The 17,144-nt window shown below is 62.6% G+C and carries 18 protein-coding genes; 15 read left to right on the top strand and 3 right to left on the bottom strand.

Annotation, left to right across the window (positions count from 1 at the left end; all coding sequences use genetic code 11):
* Positions 1–115 precede the first annotated feature (115 nt).
* The gene (locus P775_RS18285) at positions 116–1,036 is read right to left on the bottom strand and encodes a sugar kinase (RefSeq protein ID WP_218967723.1); all 921 of its coding nucleotides are present in this window, start codon (positions 1,034–1,036) and stop codon (positions 116–118) included.
* Positions 1,037–1,040: 4 nt separating this feature from the next.
* The gene (locus P775_RS18280) at positions 1,041–1,739 is read right to left on the bottom strand and encodes a GntR family transcriptional regulator (RefSeq protein WP_099912453.1); all 699 of its coding nucleotides are present in this window, start codon (positions 1,737–1,739) and stop codon (positions 1,041–1,043) included.
* 111 nt (positions 1,740–1,850) lie between these two features.
* On the opposite strand from P775_RS18280, the gene uxaC reads away from it, so the two are divergent.
* The 9 genes from uxaC (at position 1,851) to uxuA (ending at position 10,640) form a co-directional block, all read left to right on the top strand.
* Positions 1,851–3,260 (top strand): glucuronate isomerase, encoded by a 1,410-nt coding sequence (gene uxaC / locus P775_RS18275; protein ID WP_099912322.1) that lies wholly within the window; start codon positions 1,851–1,853, stop codon positions 3,258–3,260.
* Between the two features lie 28 nt (positions 3,261–3,288).
* The gene (locus P775_RS18270) at positions 3,289–4,272 is read left to right on the top strand and encodes a TRAP transporter substrate-binding protein (protein WP_099912321.1); all 984 of its coding nucleotides are present in this window, start codon (positions 3,289–3,291) and stop codon (positions 4,270–4,272) included.
* Positions 4,273–4,343: 71 nt separating this feature from the next.
* Positions 4,344–4,856 carry a TRAP transporter small permease gene (locus P775_RS18265; RefSeq protein WP_099912320.1) on the top strand — a complete coding sequence of 171 codons (513 nt, stop codon included), beginning with the start codon at positions 4,344–4,346 and terminating at the stop codon, positions 4,854–4,856.
* 4 nt (positions 4,857–4,860) lie between these two features.
* Positions 4,861–6,141 carry a TRAP transporter large permease gene (locus tag P775_RS18260; protein WP_099912319.1) on the top strand — a complete coding sequence of 427 codons (1,281 nt, stop codon included), beginning with the start codon at positions 4,861–4,863 and terminating at the stop codon, positions 6,139–6,141.
* Positions 6,142–6,152: 11 nt separating this feature from the next.
* Positions 6,153–6,464 (top strand): cupin domain-containing protein, encoded by a 312-nt coding sequence (locus P775_RS18255; protein ID WP_099912318.1) that lies wholly within the window; start codon positions 6,153–6,155, stop codon positions 6,462–6,464.
* 37 nt (positions 6,465–6,501) lie between these two features.
* Complete coding sequence (kduI, locus tag P775_RS18250; RefSeq protein WP_099912317.1) at positions 6,502–7,326, top strand: 5-dehydro-4-deoxy-D-glucuronate isomerase; 825 nt, start codon at positions 6,502–6,504, stop codon at positions 7,324–7,326.
* Positions 7,323–8,048 carry a 2-dehydro-3-deoxy-D-gluconate 5-dehydrogenase KduD gene (kduD, locus tag P775_RS18245; protein WP_099912316.1) on the top strand — a complete coding sequence of 242 codons (726 nt, stop codon included), beginning with the start codon at positions 7,323–7,325 and terminating at the stop codon, positions 8,046–8,048. Before kduI ends, kduD begins: the two co-directional genes overlap by 4 nt.
* Positions 8,038–9,465, top strand: coding sequence for a mannitol dehydrogenase family protein (locus tag P775_RS18240; RefSeq protein WP_245875754.1), 1,428 nt, complete (start codon positions 8,038–8,040; stop codon positions 9,463–9,465). Before kduD ends, P775_RS18240 begins: the two co-directional genes overlap by 11 nt.
* Positions 9,462–10,640, top strand: coding sequence for a mannonate dehydratase (gene uxuA, locus P775_RS18235; protein WP_099912314.1), 1,179 nt, complete (start codon positions 9,462–9,464; stop codon positions 10,638–10,640). The genes P775_RS18240 and uxuA overlap by 4 nt, the downstream gene beginning before the upstream one ends.
* Here uxuA and P775_RS18230 read toward each other — a convergent pair.
* On the bottom strand, positions 10,635–11,093 hold the full coding sequence (locus P775_RS18230) for an Lrp/AsnC family transcriptional regulator (RefSeq protein ID WP_099912313.1): 459 nt from the start codon (positions 11,091–11,093) through the stop codon (positions 10,635–10,637). The two genes, uxuA and P775_RS18230, sit on opposite strands and share 6 nt — an antisense overlap.
* Before the next feature lie 150 nt (positions 11,094–11,243).
* Between P775_RS18230 and cysG the strand changes: the two genes are divergently transcribed.
* The 6 genes from cysG to P775_RS18200 all read left to right on the top strand — a co-directional run bounded on the left by cysG (position 11,244) and on the right by P775_RS18200 (position 16,818).
* Complete coding sequence (gene cysG, locus P775_RS18225) at positions 11,244–12,638, top strand: siroheme synthase CysG (protein WP_099912312.1); 1,395 nt, start codon at positions 11,244–11,246, stop codon at positions 12,636–12,638.
* Positions 12,638–12,940, top strand: a complete 303-nt coding sequence (locus P775_RS18220; protein ID WP_099912311.1) for a DUF2849 domain-containing protein — start codon at positions 12,638–12,640, stop codon at positions 12,938–12,940. Before cysG ends, P775_RS18220 begins: the two co-directional genes overlap by 1 nt.
* A 77-nt stretch (positions 12,941–13,017) precedes the next feature.
* Complete coding sequence (locus P775_RS18215; RefSeq protein ID WP_099912310.1) at positions 13,018–14,688, top strand: nitrite/sulfite reductase; 1,671 nt, start codon at positions 13,018–13,020, stop codon at positions 14,686–14,688.
* On the top strand, positions 14,678–15,469 hold the full coding sequence (locus P775_RS18210; protein ID WP_099912309.1) for a phosphoadenylyl-sulfate reductase: 792 nt from the start codon (positions 14,678–14,680) through the stop codon (positions 15,467–15,469). The genes P775_RS18215 and P775_RS18210 overlap by 11 nt, the downstream gene beginning before the upstream one ends.
* Complete coding sequence (locus P775_RS18205) at positions 15,466–15,873, top strand: DUF934 domain-containing protein (RefSeq protein ID WP_099912308.1); 408 nt, start codon at positions 15,466–15,468, stop codon at positions 15,871–15,873. The genes P775_RS18210 and P775_RS18205 overlap by 4 nt, the downstream gene beginning before the upstream one ends.
* An 84-nt stretch (positions 15,874–15,957) precedes the next feature.
* Positions 15,958–16,818, top strand: coding sequence for a ferredoxin--NADP reductase (locus P775_RS18200; RefSeq protein WP_099912307.1), 861 nt, complete (start codon positions 15,958–15,960; stop codon positions 16,816–16,818).
* Positions 16,819–17,144: the final 326 nt, after the last annotated feature.

Here is a 17,144-nt window from a genome sequence, read left to right as displayed (position 1 = left end):
CGTCTGGGCGGTGTCTAGGGGCCGTTCGTGACAGAGAGACGACGCATATATGACAGTTTCACTAAGGCTCCCGTCAAAGACGTATGCGGCGCTGAACCACCCTCAATCCGGGATTTTATGTCGCCGTCTCAAGGGCCTGTGCGGCAACAGCCTCTGGCGAAAGGGCGCCGGCATGCTGGATCACCTCGCGTGACAACTGGGCCCCGGCGGCAATATTCTGCGCCATTGTCCCACCCGACAGGGCACTGACAAGGTATCCCGCGTTGAAACTGTCCCCCGCAGCGGTCGAATCAATCACGCGGGCCACCGGCGCGGGGGCCACAGTCACGCTCTGACCATCCAAAGCACCCAGAATCGGATCCGCACCGTTCTTGACAATCACCTCTGTCACGCCCGCCGCCTGATAGCGCGCCAGCGTGTCTTCGGGCGAGCCGTCACCGAAATGCGCCGCCTCATCGTCGAAAGAGGCCAGCACGATATCGCTCAGCCCCGCAAACCGCATCACGACCTCGCGCATCTCGTCCATCGTGGCCCAAAGGCGTGGCCGGATATTGGGGTCAAACGCCACCTGCCCGCCCGCCGCGCGGAACTTTGTCAGCGCAGCAGCCAGAGTGTCTCGCCCCGCGCCTTCCAGCACGGCCAGCGTGATGCCAGACAGACAGACCAGATCAGCGCCGTCAAAGGCCTCCTCCAACTTTGCGCCATCCTCAGCCATCCGCCGCGCCGCACTTTGACTGCGCCAGTAGGAAAAACTGCGCTCGCCGTCCTTGAGGCTGATCATGTACAGGCCCACGGTCCGGTCCGCATGACGCTGCACATGGCGCGTGCCGACCCCGGCGGCAGTCATGAACCCGGCCAACTCGTCCGAAATCGCATCCTGACCAATGGCCGAGACGAAATCGACACTCCAGTCACGCGGGCACAGATGGCGCGCATACCAGGCCATGTTGAACGTATCTCCGGCAAATCCCTTGCGGAACGCCGCACCATCCGGCGCGATCTCGACCATGCATTCGCCAACAAAAACCAGACGCATCGCTCTACTCCTCATCCGAAAACCAGCTGTGATTGGTGGACCGAATCTGCTGGATGATCGCCTCGATCGTGCCCAGATGCGCGCGCATCGCCTGCACCGCCCCGTCGACGCTGCCCGATCTCAGCGCGGCCACAATGGCGATATGATCGTCATAGGCGCGCTGCGATCCCGATCCCAGCGACAGGAAGCGCACCCGGTCCGTATGCGCCTTGTTTTCGCGGATCACATCCCAGACAAAACCCACGCCCGCCCGCGAACACAGCACCTGATGGAACACATCGTCCAGACGATGGAACGTGGCCTTGTCCCCTTTGGTCACGGCGGCCTTCTGCGCGTCAAGTATGGGCTGAAGCGCGCTGAAATCTTTCTCGGTAAAGTTCAGCGCCGCCTGACGCATCACCTCGACCTCAATGGCCGAACGGATGAACCGTGCCTTGCGCACATCCGCAATGTGGATCTTGCTGACCAGCGTCGCCTTCTGCGGCTGGATCAGCAGAAAACCCAGCTTGGACAGCCGGTAAAAGGCGTCGCGCACCGGCTGGCGCGACACGCCCAACTGTTTGGCCACTTCGGATTCCGACAGCTTGGTGCCCGGCGGCAACGCTAAGGACTGCACTTGCGCATACAGCGCCTCGAACACCTGATCGGTGACAGAGGACCGCGTAACGGTTTCGAGCGGGCCAAGAACAGCTATTTCGGTCACCACACGGCTCCTCCGGATTGACTTGAGATTCAAACTAGCATATTAGTATGCCAGAATACTAGGTGGTTGTAATCTAATCAACCTCACACGGATCCAAAAGCGAGCAATTCCTTGTCCAGACTGCACCCTGACAGATTGTTTCCCATCGACGACAGCACCCGTGGCCTCGCCCGCGCATTGCATAACAGCATCAAAGACCTTCCGATCATCAGCCCGCATGGCCACACCGACCCGCGCTGGTATGCTGAAAACGCGGCCTTCCCCGATCCCGCGCAGCTGTTTGTCACGCCTGATCACTACGTCTTCCGGATGCTGTTTTCGCAGGGTGTGCCGCTCGAATCCCTTGGGGTCCCCCGCGCCGATGGCGGGCCTGTCGAAACCGATGGCCGCAAGATCTGGAAGCTGTTTGCCGATAATTATTACCTCCTGCGCGGCACCCCGTCGCGGATGTGGGTTGACCACGCCTTTGCCGAAGTCTTTGGCATTGAGCAGGAATTCACCCCTGCCACGGCTGACGCGATCTATGATCATATCAGCGATTGCCTGACGAAACCTGAATTCCGCCCCCGCGCCCTGTTCGAACGGTTCAACATCGAACTGATCGCCACAACCGAAAGCGCGCTGGACGATCTGAAATGGCACAAGATGATCGGCGCATCCGGCTGGACCGGTGGCAAGGTCGTCACCACCTATCGCCCCGATTCGGTGGTTGATCCGGAATTCGACGGTTTCGCCGCCAACCTCGCCACCTTTGGCGACCTGACCGGCACCGACACCCAGACATGGGCCGGATATCTGGATGCCCACCGCATCCGCCGCGCGTTTTTCAAGGAACATGGCGCGACGGCATCGGACCACGGCCACCCAAGCGCGCGGACCGAGAACCTGTCGACCCAACAGGCCGAAGCCCTGTTCGACCGCATCAAGGGCGGCAAAGCCACGCCAGAGGATGCTGATGCCTTCCGGGGTCAGATGCTGACCGAGATGGCAAGGATGAGCATGGACGACGGTCTGGTCCTGCAGATCCACGCCGGGTCGCGGCGCAACCACAACCCCGGCATCCTGCATAAATTCGGCCGGGACAAGGGATTCGACATCCCCGGTCGCACCGACTTTGTAAACGATCTCAAGCCATTGCTCGACGCTTTTGGCACGCAACATGAACTGTCGATCATCCTGTTCATGCTGGATGAAACCACGCAAAGCCGCGAACTCGCGCCGCTTGCAGGGGTCTACCCCGCACTCAAGCTCGGCCCGCCCTGGTGGTTCTTTGACAGTGCCGAAGGCATGAAGCGGTTCCGCGAAAACGTGACCGAAACCGCAGGCTTCTACAACACCGCCGGGTTCAACGATGACACCCGCGCCTTCTGTTCCATCCCCGCCCGGCATGACGTCGCCCGGCGCGTGGATAGTGCATACCTCGCCACGCTGGTCGCCACAGGGCGGCTGAACGAGGACGAGGCTTACGAGGTCGCACAAGACCTCACATACCGGCTTGTGAAAAAAGCCTATCGGCTCTGACAAAGCTATTCTAGGGAGGAGACCCAAGATGACACTGACCAAGACACTGATCGGCACCCTGCTGACCACCGTCGCCCTGACCGGCGCCGCCTGGGCAGAGTGCGAAATCACGCTGAAATCGTCCGACACACACCCCGACGGTTACCCCACCGTCGAAGCGGTCAAAGCCATGGGCGAAGCGCTCAAGACCAGCTCGGATGGCCGCATCTGCATCGAAATCTTTGCCTCTGCACAGCTGGGCGAAGAGAAAGACACGATCGAGCAGACCCAGTTCGGCGTGATCGACCTCAACCGCGTCTCGCTTGGACCGTTCAACAACATCGTGCCCGAAACGCAGGTTCCGTCCCTGCCCTATATCTTCCGCTCGGTCGATCACATGCACACGGTGATGGACGGCCCGGTTGGTGACGAAATCCTCGCCGCCTTTGCCGGTGCCGATCTGGTTGGCCTGACCTTCTACGACGGCGGCTCGCGCAGCTTTTACAACTCGGAAAAGCCGATCACGTCGATGGCCGACATGGCAGGCATGAAATTCCGCGTGATGCAGTCGGACATGTTCGTCGACATGGTCTCGGCTCTGGGCGCCAACGCCACCCCGATGCCCTATGGCGAGGTTTACTCTTCGATCCAGACCGGCGTCATCGACGGGGCCGAAAACAACTGGCCCTCCTACGACACCTCGGGTCACTTCGAAGTCGCCAAATACTACACGCTCGATCAGCACCTGATCGTGCCCGAAGTGCTGGTGATGTCCAAGATCAGCTGGGACAAGCTCAGCCCCGAAGATCAGGCGCTGGTGAAACAGGCCGCCAAGGATTCGACCCCCGTCATGCGTGATCTCTGGCAAGCCCAGGAAAAGGCATCCGAGGACAAGATCCGCGCTGCCGGCGTCGAGATCGTGACCGACATCGACAAGACCCCCTTCATCGAAGCGATGGTCCCGGTCTATGAAAAGTACGTCACCGACGACAAACTCAAGAGCATGGTCGAGCGCATTCAGGCGACTGAATAACCTCTGATCCCTACCGCGGCCCGTGCCCCCCGCGCGGGCCGCACCTTTTTTCCCTTGATTGAGCGGACTCCATGAAAAACGTCGCGCTGGCGACCGGCCTTTTGGCGCGGTTGGCCCTCTGGATCGCCGGGATCGGCCTTGTCCTGATGACTGTGATCATCGCGGCGCAGGTTGTGTTCCGCTATCTCCTCAACTCTTCCCTGATCTGGAGCGAACCCGCCTCGGTCATGATCATGGGCTGGTTCATCTTTCTGGGCGCCGCCGTGGGCATCCGCGAAGGTTACCACCTCTCCTTTGACATCCTCCTCTACGTGCTGCCCGAAAAGGCCAAGCTGTTCCTGCACACGGTGTCGGATCTGGTGGTCGCGGGCTTTGGCGCCGGCATGGTCTGGTTCGGCTGGGAGCTGGCGGAAAAGACCTCTGGCAACATGGTGCCCTCGCTCGGCATTTCGGGGGCGTTCGATTTCATTCCCATCGTAGGCGGCGGCGTTCTGGTCGTGCTGTTTTCGATTGAACGGGTGGCGCGCCGCGCCGCCGGATTGCCCACCGCCCGCTTTGGCGATGACGCTGACATAGAGGCCTGAACACATGGAACTCTGGGTACTTTTCGGCACCTTTGTGGTGCTTCTGCTGATCGGCACACCGGTCGCCTTTTGCCTTGGCGTGTCGTCCTTTGCGACAATCGTCTATCTGGGTCTGCCCCCGGTGGTGGTGTTCCAGCGGCTGAATTCGGGCGTGTCAGTGTTCGCGCTGATGGCGATCCCCTTCTTCATCTTCGCCGGTGATCTCATGGTGCGCGGCGACATTGCCCGCCGGCTCGTCGCCCTTGCCGGGGCCATGGTCGGGCATCTGCGCGGCGGGCTGGGGCAGGTCAACGTGCTGGCCTCCGTCATGTTCGGCGGCGTGTCCGGCTCGGCTGCCGCTGATGCCTCGGCTGTGGGCGGCCTCATGGTTCCGCAGATGAAGGAACGCGGCTACGGCGTTGATTATGCTGTAAACCTCACCGTCGTCGGCTCGATCATCGCGCTGCTGATCCCGCCCAGCCACAACATGATCATCTATTCGATCTCGGCAGGCGGCAAGATTTCCATCGCCGATCTCTTCACCGCCGGCATCATCCCCGGCGCGATTCTGGCCCTGTCGCTGATGACCGCCGCCTATTTCGTCGCCCGCAAACGCGGCTACCCGACTGAACCCTTCCCCGGCCTGCGCGCCCTTGGCCACATCTTCCTCTCGGCGGTGCCCGGCCTGATCCTTGTGGCGATCATCTTTGGCGGCGTGCGCTCGGGCATCTTCACCGCCTCGGAATCCTCGAACATCGCCGTGGTCTATGCGCTGCTGGTCACGCTGCTGGTCTACCGCACGCTCAGCTGGCACGACTTCATCGAGGCGACATTTGCCGCCGTACGCACCACAGCCATGGTCCTCATGGTCATCGGCTGCGCGGCCGCCTTCGGCTGGCTGCTGGCCTACACCCGTGTGCCCGCCGCGATGGTCAGCGCCCTGCAGGGCGTGTCCGACAACCCCATCGTGATCCTGCTGCTGATGAACGTGATGCTGCTGATCCTCGGCACCTTCATGGACATGTCGCCGCTGATCGTGATCACCACGCCGATCTTCCTGCCCGTCGCGGTCGCCTTCGGCATCGACCCGGTCCACTTCGGCGTGATCCTGATCCTCAACCTCGGCATTGGCCTGTGCACACCGCCCGTCGGCGCCGTGCTCTTTGTCGGCTGCGCCGTGGGCCGCATCCCGATTTCCGAAGCGATGAAGTCGATCTGGCCCTTCTACGGCGCGGCCTTTGCCACGTTGATGGCCGTCACCTACATCCCGGCGCTGTCGCTCTGGCTGCCTGCGCTCTTTCACTAAGGGACAATAAGATGCTGAAAACATACCCCGAAGTCGATGCAGACCCCGGTGTACGCCGTCAGGTTCTGTCCGAAAACGAACAGCTGATGGTCGTCGCCTTCCGGTTTCAGAAAGACGCCCAAGGCAAGCTGCACAACCACCCGCATGTCCAGTCAACCTATGTTCAGTCGGGGCGTTTCACCTTCACCCTTGATGGTGAAGCCTTCGAGGTCGGCCCCGGCGACAGTTTTGTCATCCCGTCCGAGGCACGCCATGGCTGCACCTGCCTTGAACCCGGCACGCTCATCGACACCTTCACACCGCGGCGCGACGACTTTCTGTAAGCGCGCGAAGACGACACCAACCCAAAGGACTCTCCCCATGACCGACGCACAAACCCGCTACGCCATCGACCCCGCCACCGCCAAGACGCTCGACACACAGGGGCTGCGCGATCATTTCCATGTGGGGGATCTGTTCCAGCCCGGTCAGATCAAGCTGATCTATTCCCATTACGACCGCCTGCTGGTCGGCTCTGTTGTGCCCGATGGCGCCGCACTGACGCTGGACCACATCCCCGAAACCGGCACCAAGACCTTTCTCGAACGCCGCGAACTCGGCGTGCTGAACATCGGTGAAACCGGCGAAATCACGGTCGGCGGCGACACCCACACCATCGAAAACGGCGAAGTGCTCTATGTCGGCATGGGCGCCGGTCCGGTGACCTTCTCGGGCAAGGGGCGTTACTACGTCCTCTCCGCCCCCGCGCACCGCACCTGCCCCACCCGCCTGATCAAGATCGCAGATGCCCGCCGGGTCGAACTGGGATCGAAAGAACAGGCCAACGAACGTGTGATCATCCAGCTCCTCCACCCCGAGGTCTGCGAAAGTTGCCAGCTCCTGATCGGCTACACCCAGTTTGCCGAAGGCTCTGTCTGGAACACCATGCCCGCCCACCAGCATGACCGCCGGATGGAGGCGTATCTTTATTTCGACATGACCGCCGATCAGCGCGTCTTCCACTTCATGGGCCAGCCCTCGGAAACCCGCCACATCGTCATGGCGAACGAAGAGGTGGTGATTTCCCCGCCCTGGTCGATCCACGCCGGTGCCGGCACAGGCAGCTACACCTTCTGCTGGGCCATGGCCGGTGACAACATCGACTTCACCGACATGGACATGATCCCGATGGGGGACTTGCGGTGAGCTTTTCGCTTTCAGGTAAAACCGCCCTCGTGACCGGTGCCAATACAGGCATCGGTCAGGCCATCGCCATCGCGATGGGCGAGGCTGGTGCCACGGTCATCTGCGCGGGACGCTCCTCCTGCGCGGACACTGTTGGCATGATCGAAAACGCCCGCGAACTGCGCCTTGATTTCGCCGACCCGATGGTAGCCAAGGACACCTTCGCCGCCGAACCCATCGACATTCTGGTGAACAACGCAGGCATCATCCGCCGCAATGACTCGGTCGACTTCACCGAAGCCGACTGGGACGATGTGATGGATGTGAACCTCAAGGCGGTGTTCTTCAATTGTCAGGCCTTTGCCAAGGCCATCCTCGCCCGCAGCGGCACCGGCAAGATCGTCAACATCGCCTCCCTGCTGTCGTTTCAGGGCGGCATCCGCGTGCCCTCCTACACCGCCTCAAAGCATGGCGTTGCCGGTCTGACCAAGATCCTGACCAATGAATGGGCGGCCAAGGGCATCAACGTGAACGCCATTGCGCCGGGCTATATCGAAACCAACAACACCGAAGCGCTGCGTGCCGATCCTGACCGCAACAAGGCGATCCTCGAACGCATCCCCGCAGGCCGCTGGGGCGAGGCCAAGGATATCGCCGGCACCGCAGTATTCCTCTCCTCGCCCGCCGCCGATTACATCCACGGCGCGGTCCTCAACGTTGACGGAGGCTGGCTTGCCCGCTGATCTGCTCCCCCTCACCCGCTCAGATGCGCCGCAGCCCGGTCTCGGCATCGTCCACCTTGGCCTTGGCGCGTTTTTTCGGGCCTTTGGTGCCGTCTATATCGCTGAATCCATGGCGAAATCTGGCGGCGACTGGGGCATTCTGGCCGCCAGCCTGAAAAGCCCCGGCACCCGCGATGCGCTCGCACCACAAGGCTATGCCTATACCGCGCTGGAAACCGGCCCCAATGGTGACACCACACAGGTGATCGAAGTGATCACCGACATGATTGTCGCGCCCGAGAACCCCGCTGGGCTGGTCGCCGCCATGGCAGATCCTGCAATCCGCATCGTGACCCTGACCGTCACTGAAAAGGGCTATTGCCACAATCCCGCGACAGGTGATCTCAACCTCGAACATCCTGACATCGCACATGACCTGACCAACCCCCTGCCGCGCAGCGCACCCGGTTTCCTCGTGCGCGCGTTGCAGGCCCGTCGCACCGCAGGCCTGCGCCCCTTCACAGTTCTCAGCTGCGACAACCTGCCCCACAACGGTGCCGTCGTGCGCAAGGCCGTGCTGGATCTGGCCCAGGCCATAGATCCGGATCTGGCCGCCTGGATCGAGACCGAGGGCCGCTTTCCTGCCACGATGATCGATCGTATCGTTCCAGCGACCAAACCCGCCGATCTGGACCGGGTGTCCGCGCTGACCGGCACATATGACGCAGCCCCCGTTATCCACGAACCTTTCCGCCAATGGGTGGTCGAGGATGACTTTGTCGATGGCATGCGCCCCGATCTGGGTGCTGTCGGTGTCGAACTGGTCAGCGATGTCGCCCCGTTCGAACTGATGAAGCTGCGGATGCTGAACGGCACCCATTCGTCGCTTGCCTATCTCGGTTACCTCGCCGGCCATCAGACCATCGCCGACACCGTGGCCGACCCGGTCTTTGCCGATTTCGCCCGCCGCCTGTGGCAGACCGAAATCATCCCGACCCTGACCGCCCCAGAAGGCACCGACCTCACCGCCTATGCCGACGCCCTTCTGGAACGGTACAAAAATCCGGCGATCCGGCATCTGACCTGGCAGATCGCCATAGACGGCAGCCAGAAACTGCCCCAGCGCCTGCTTGGCACCCTGAAAGACGCGACGACACCCTGCCCGGGCCTCTGCCTCGCCGTGGCGGCATGGATGCGCTATGTCGGCGGTGTAGACGAAAAGGGCGCGACAATCGATGTGCGCGACCCGCTGGCCGAGACTCTGAAACGCCTCTCTGACACTGCCAATACCGGCGAAGACAAGGTCGCCGCCCTGCTGTCCCTGCGCAACATCTTCCCCGACCAAATCGCGGGCAAGATAAAGGCACCCGTGACCGCAGCCTATCACACCCTGATGACACAAGGCGCACGCGCCGCCGTTCAAGAGGTCCTGAAATGATCGAAAGCTGGCGCTGGTACGGGCCTTTTGACACCATAACCCTGCCCGAAATCGCCCAGACCGGCGCCACCGCCCTCGTGCACGCCCTGCACGAGGTGCCCTATGGCGAAGTCTGGACCAAAGATGCCATCGCCACCCGCAAGGCGGAAATCACCGGGGCCGGATTCGACTGGACCGTGACCGAAAGCCTGCCGGTGCACGAGGCGATCAAGCGTGGCGATGGCGATCTGGCAACCCTTTTTGCCAATTACCGCCAGTCCATGGCCAATCTCGCTGCCAATGGCATCACCACGATCTGCTACAACTTCATGCCGCTGATCGACTGGACCCGCACCGACCTCACCTCTCCTCTGGCGCGTGGCGGCACCTGCCTGCGTTTTGATCAGGCGCGCATGGCGGCGTTTGAAATCCACATGCTCGCCCGCACCGGGGCCGAGGAGGATTATTCCCAAGAGGTGCGCAACAAGGCGGCGATCTGGTTCCAGCAATCGTCTGAGGCAGACCGCGACGCCCTGCTGCAGGCCATCATGGCCGGCCTGCCCGGCGCTTTTGACCGCTATGACATCGCCGGTCTGCGCAACGCTTTGGAACGTTACAACGGCATCGACCGCGCCACCCTGCGCGCCAATTACAAACGCTTTCTGCAAGAGGTCATTCCCGCAGCCGAGGATCTGGGCATGGCCTTCTGCGTCCACCCGGACGATCCGCCGCGCGACATCCTTGGCCTGCCGCGCGTCGTCTCGAATGCCGAAGATATCGACTGGATCCTCTCCGCCGTGGACAGCCCCGCCAATGGCCTCACGCTCTGCTCAGGCTCGCTTGGCGCAAACCCGGCCAATGACGTGCCAGCCATTGCAGAACGGTTCGCCCGCAGCATCCGCTTTGCCCATCTGCGCAATGTGCACAAGGACCCGGATGGCTCGTTTGAAGAGGCGGCGCATCTGGACGGTGACACCGACATGGTCGCGCTGATCAGCGTACTGCTGCGCGAAGAGGCCCGCCGCCGCGATCAGGGTGAACCCTTTGCCCAGATCCCCATGCGCCCGGACCACGGCCATGATCTTTTGTCCGATCTGGAACGTGACAATTTCCCGGGCTATCCGCTGATCGGGCGCATGCGCGGGCTGGCCGAACTGCGCGGCGTCATCCGCGCGCTCGAACAGATGCCGCTATAAAGGCAGCGCTGTTGTCGATTTGATCTCTTCCATCGACAACAGCGCGGTCACGTTATGCACCCGCACCTCTGAAATCAGCGCCTGATAAAAGGCGTCATAGGCGCGCGCATTCCTGACCCGCACCTTCAGGATATAATCGATATCCCCCGCCAGCCGGTGCGCCTCCTGAACCTCGGGGCGTTCCTTCAGCGCCTTCAGGAACGCCTGCTGCCAGGCGGCCTCATGCTCGGACGTGCGGATCAGCACAAAGAAACACGCCTCGAATCCCAGCGCCTCAGCGTCCAGCGCCACGGTCTGCGCGCCGATCACCCCGGCCTCGCGCAATTTGCGGATTCGGTTCCAGACCGGCGTCTTGGATGACCCCACCGCCTTGGCAATATCGTCCAGGGACCGGCTCGCATCCGTCTGCAGCTCGATCAGGATTTTCCGGTCTGTGTCGTCGATGCGAACCATAGTTCCGCCTTTTGCCCCGCGACGAAACCAGATGTCCGCCTATGGCGTCCACTTAGAACAAATGTCCTTGTTTTCGCAATACCCTAGCCAGAAAGCAGGACAAAATTCTATATACAGGGTACAATCGCAGCCACAGCCCGGAGTAGCCCGATGCAACATTTCCCGATCTTCGTCGCCCTCGCCGGTCGGCGCGTCGTGCTGTCCGGTGGCGGTGAGGCGGCTTTGGCCAAACTGCGCCTCCTGCTCAAGACCGAAGCACACCTGACCGTCTTCGCGCCTACCCCCGCGCCCGAGATCGCGACATGGGCCGATACGGGCCGCCTGACGCTGATCCGCCGCGCGATGGAGCCGGGCGATGCCACCTGCGCCGTGCTGTTCTACGCCGCGGACGAAGACGCGGCCGAGGATGCGCGCACCACCCGCATCGCCCGCGCCGATGGCGCGCTGTGCAACATCGTCGACAACCTTGCCGACAGCCAGTTCATCACCCCCGCCATCGTTGATCGTGACCCGGTCACCATCGCCATCGGCACCGAAGGCGCGGCGCCCGTGCTGGCCCGCGCCATCAAAGCCGATCTCGAAGAACGCCTGCCCTCCAGCCTTGGCACGCTCGCGCGCATCGGCAAGGGCTTTCGCAAGATGGCCGACGCGCTGCCCATGGGCCGCAAGCGGCGCGACTTCTGGTCCGATTTCTATTTCGGTGCTGGCCCGCGCGCCCTGACAGAGGGCGAGGATCAGGTGCGCGATACCCTGAACAGCCTGCTCGACCAGCACCTGATGGCCGAGGAAAAGCCAGGTCATGTGGCCTTTGTCGGCGCAGGCCCCGGTGATCCTGAACTGCTGACCCTCAAGGCCCGCAAGGCGCTGGACACGGCGGATGTGGTGATCCACGACCGCCTGATCAGCGGCGAAATCCTCGAACTCGCCCGCCGCGAGGCGGTGATGGTTGATGCCGGGAAAGAAGGCTTCGGCCCCTCGATGACGCAAGAGCATATCAACGCCCTGATCGTCGAACATGCACAGGCGGGCGCGCAGGTGGTGCGGCTGAAATCTGGCGACCCGACCATATTTGGTCGTCTCGACGAAGAAATCGACGCCTGCACAGAGGCCGGTGTCACCTGGCATATCGTGCCCGGCATCACCGCCGCCTCTGCCGCCGTCGCCGAAATCGGCCAGAGCCTGACACGGAGGCAGCGCAACGCCTCGGTGCGATTTCTCACCGGACACGACATGACGGGCTTTGCCGATCACGACTGGAAGACGCTGGCCCGCACTGGAGAGGTCGCCGCGATCTACATGGGTAAGAAAGCCGCGCGCTTTATTCAGGGCAGGCTGATCATGCACGGCGCCGATCCGGCAACCCCGGTCACGGTGATCGAAAACGCCTCTCGTCCCGATCAAAAGGTGATCGCCGCAACGCTCGCCACCCTGCCCGCAGACCTGGCCGAGGCCGCGATGAGTGGCCCCGCCCTGACCCTTTACGGTCTTGCCCCGCGCGCCGCACAGGCCGCCCTGACCAGCCTCAAACAGCAGGAGTTTGCCTGATGCCCCGTGATTTCAAACCCAAGGTCGTGACCGCCAATGCCCTGCTTGAAGGCGATGTGATCTACCTCACCGAAGATGACAGCTGGACACGCGAGCTGAAACAGGCCGAGGTCATCACCGATGAGGCCGTCGCCCAGATCCGTCTGCTCGACGCCTCCTCGCGTGTGGCAGAGGCGGTCGGCGCCTACCTTGCCGATGTGATCGACACACCGGATGGCCCCGAACCGGTGCATTTCCGCGAGGATTTCCGCCGCAAGGGCCCCTCGAACCATTTCCACGGCAAACAGGCCGCAGGGCAGTGACAAAAATCTTGTGAAAGATTTTTGCCAATTCTTTTTCTTGAAAAGAATTGGTCCCGCCCCGCCGACAGGAGACCAGAATGTACCGCTATTCCGATTTTGACGCCGCCTTCGTGGCGACGCGCAACCGCCAGTTCCGCGCCCAGGTCGAACGCCGCATCGACGGCTCCCTGACCGAGGATGAATTCAAGCCCCTGCGCCTGATGAACGGGCTCTATCTGCAGCTGCACGCCTATATGCTGCGCGTGGCCGTGCCCTATGGTACGCTGTCCTCCGCCCAGATGCGCCAGCTGGCCTATATCGCGGAACGCTGGGACAAGGGGTATGGCCATTTCACCACCCGCCAGAACATCCAGTACAACTGGCCGACCCTTGGCGATGTGCCGGACATGCTCGACGCGCTCGCCGAGGTGCAGATGCACGCCATCCAGACCTCGGGCAACACCATCCGCAACGTGACGGCGGATCATTTCGCCGGCGCCGCCGCGGATGAAATCGCCGACCCCCGCCCGGTCGCCGAACTGATCCGCCAGTGGTCCACCGACCACCCGGAATTCCAGTTCATGCCGCGCAAGTTCAAGATCGCGATCACCGGATCACCCAATGACCGCGCCGTGACCCGCGCCCATGACATCGGCCTGCGCATGGTCGAACAGGATGGCGCACGCGGATTCGAGGTTCTGGTGGGCGGTGGCCTTGGGCGCACGCCGATGATCGGCAAGGTCATCACCGAGTTTTTGCCCGAGGCCGATCTGCTCCCCTATCTCGAAGCGATTGTGTCGGTCTGGAACCTGATCGGGCGGCGCGACAACAAGTACAAGGCGCGCATCAAGATCACCGTGCATGAACATGGCATCGACGAAATCCGCCGTCTTGTCGACGCGCGCTTTGCCGAGCTGCGCCCGGCCTTCGGCGGTGTCGATCAGCAGATGCTGGCCGAGTTCCGCGCGCAGTTCGCCTCGCCCGTGCTGAAATCTGCGCCGACTGATGCTTATGACACCGCCTATGCCAAGGATCCGGTGTTCCGCTCTTGGGCTGACACCAACCTGACCGCCCATCGCGATCCGGATCATGCCATCGTACAGATCAGCCTCAAGGCCCACGGCGCCACCCCCGGCGACGCCTCTGCCGATCAGATGCGCGCCATGGCCGATCTGGCCGAACACTACGGTCATGGAGAGCTGCGGGTCAGCCATGAGCAGAACATCGTCCTGCCCCATGTGCACAAATCCGACCTGCCGCAGATCCACGCGATCCTGCAGCAGCATACCCTCGCCACCGCCAACATAGGCCTGATCTCGGACATCATCGCCTGCCCGGGCATGGATTACTGCGCGCTGGCCACCGCCCGCAGCATCCCCATCGCACAGGAAATCGCCACGCGCTTTGACGATCTCAAGCTTGAACACGAAATCGGCGATCTCAAGATCAAGATCTCGGGCTGCATCAACGCCTGCGGCCATCACCATGTGGGCCATATCGGCATCCTCGGACTCGACCGTGCGGGCGTTGAAAACTACCAGATCACGCTGGGCGGGGATCACACCGAAACCGCAGCCCTTGGCGCGCGCACCGGCCCCGGCTTTCCGGCAGAGGAAATCGTGGGCGCGGTGGAAACCATCGTGCACACCTATCTCGACATCCGCGAAAGCCGCGAAGAGACCTTCATCGACACCTTCCGCCGCACGGGCATGGCCCCCTTCAAGGCCGCGCTTTATCCGGAAAAAGAGGCCGCGCGGAATGCTGCATGATCGCGCAGCCCTCCGTTTGCCTGACGAATTCTCAGGCGACGGCGTGGCGGATCTTGCCCCCCTGCGTGCCCGCGTCGCGGCGCTGAACGCCCGTTATCGCCATCATGGCGCGACGGACGTGCTGCGCGGCGCGCTCAAGGACCCCGAGGCCGGGCGCATCGCCATGGTGTCAAGCTTTGGCGCGGAATCCGTTGCCCTGCTGCACCTTGTCGCCATGGTGGACCGCAACACGCCGGTGCTCTTCATCGACACCCGCCTGCTGTTTGCCGAAACGCTGGAGTATCAGGCCGAAATGGCCGAACGGCTGGGCCTGCGCGATGTGCGCATTCTCAAGACCGATGCAGAGACGCTGAAACAGCGCGACCCCTACGGCGCGCTGCGGTTTTCCGACACCGATGCCTGCTGCGCCCTGCGCAAGACCGTGCCGCTGGAAAACGCGCTGCAGGGGTTCGATGGCTGGATCACCGGGCGCAAACGCTATCAGTCCGGCACCCGCGCCAGCCTCGATTTTTTTGAACTCGAAGAGGCGACAGGCCGCATCAAGGTGAACCCGATGGCCCACTGGGCGCCCGAGGATATCACCGCCTATATGGACGAAAACCGCCTGCCCCGGCACCCGCTGGTGGCACAGGGCTATCCGTCCATCGGCTGCCAGCCCTGCACCAGCAAGGTCGCCGCGGGCGAAGATGCGCGCGCCGGGCGCTGGCGCGGCCAGAACAAGGAAGAATGCGGCATCCATTTCATCAATGGACAGGCCGCCAGAAAAGGAGAGAGCGCATGAGCGTGATCGTCACCGACACAGGCTTTGCCCCCGACGACTGGACCGGCGGCTTTGCCGCCCTTGATGCGGAACAGACCAATGCCGCAGCCCTCGACATGCCCTCGGACACGCCGGAATCCGCGCTGAGCGGCGCGGTTCTGGCCGCCCCCATGCTGCGCATCGCTTTTCCGTCTTCCGCGGACGGGCGCGGCTTTACCCTCGCGCGGCTGCTGCGCCTGCGCGGCTACACCGGCCGCCTGCGTGCTCAGGGCCATGTGATCGCCGATCAATACGCCATGGCGCGCCGGTCGGGCTTTGACGAGGTCGAGATTGACGACGCCCTTGCCGCCCGTCAGCCCGAGGATCAGTGGCTGTTCCGCGCCAACTGGCAGGACCATGACTATCAGAACCGGCTGCGCGGCTGACACCAGCGCCCAAGTGACGCCTTTCCCTGACAGACACCCCAAGTTAAGAAGGTGCCGGACCCAAGCGTCCGGCAAGTGAAACAAATGACCGAGCACCGCCCCGTGAGCCAGACCGTGACAGACGCCACCGCCGTAAAACGCCCCACCCTTCCGGATGCGCAGAAAGTCACCGAGGTGACGCACTGGAGCGACCGGCTGTTTTCCTTCCGCATGACGCGTCCCGCCAGCATGCGCTTTCGCTCCGGCGAATTCGTGATGATTGGCCTGATGGGCGAAGCGGACGCAAAGACGGGCAAGAGCAAACCGCTGCTGCGCGCCTATTCCATCGCCTCGCCGTCCTGGGATGACGAGCTGGAATTCTATTCGATCAAGGTGCAGGACGGACCGCTGACCTCGCGCCTTCAGCACATCCAGGTGGGGGATGACATCATCCTGCGCCCCAAACCCGTCGGCACGCTGGTGCATGACGCCCTGCTGCCAGGCAAACGGCTCTGGCTGTTCGCCACCGGTACCGGTTTTGCGCCCTTCGCCTCGCTCCTGCGCGATCCGCAGACCTATGAGGATTACGAAGAGATCATCATCACCCACACCTGCCGCGAACTGGCGGAGCTGACCTATGGCGCGAAACTGATCGAATCGCTGCAGACGGACGAGCTGATGTCCGAGCTGATCGGCCCCGAGAACCTTGCCAAGCTGCGCTATTACCCGACCACCACCCGCGAACAGAGCCCCAAGATGGGCCGGATCACCGACCTCATGCGCGACGGCAGCCTGTTTCGCGATCTGGGCGTGCCCCAGCCGACGCAGGACAGCGACCGCGCCATGGTCTGCGGCAACCTGGCCTTCAACCTTGAGATCAAGGAAATCCTTGAAAGCTACGGGCTTGAGGAAGGTGCGAATTCCGACCCCAAACATTACGTGGTCGAAAAGGCGTTTCTGGACTGAGATCTGTTGCGCCTGCGGCATTTTCGAAGGCCGCTATGCCCCCGCCCCCTGAGAGGGCGGGCAAACAGTGTCAGGGGGCTTTGCCGCCATCCCCTGAGGGGGCAGACAATAGAGTCGGGGGCTTTGCCCCCCGGGCCTGCGGCCCGTCCCCCAGGATATTTTTGGGCAGATGAAACCCGGAGCTGTTCATTCAGCAGCCGCCCTGCCGGGATGGATCGGGCGCCACATCCTCTTTGGGCGCAAAACTGGCGCCGGATGCGGTGGAAACCTTGGGGTTTCGCCGATTTGCCGCTTGAAACGCAGGTCTGTGGCGATTACCTTGCGCC

It is taken from the genome of Puniceibacterium antarcticum (genome assembly GCF_002760615.1).
In the GTDB taxonomy this organism is placed as follows: domain Bacteria; phylum Pseudomonadota; class Alphaproteobacteria; order Rhodobacterales; family Rhodobacteraceae; genus Puniceibacterium; species Puniceibacterium antarcticum.
This window is presented reverse-complemented; position numbering and strand designations above follow the sequence as displayed.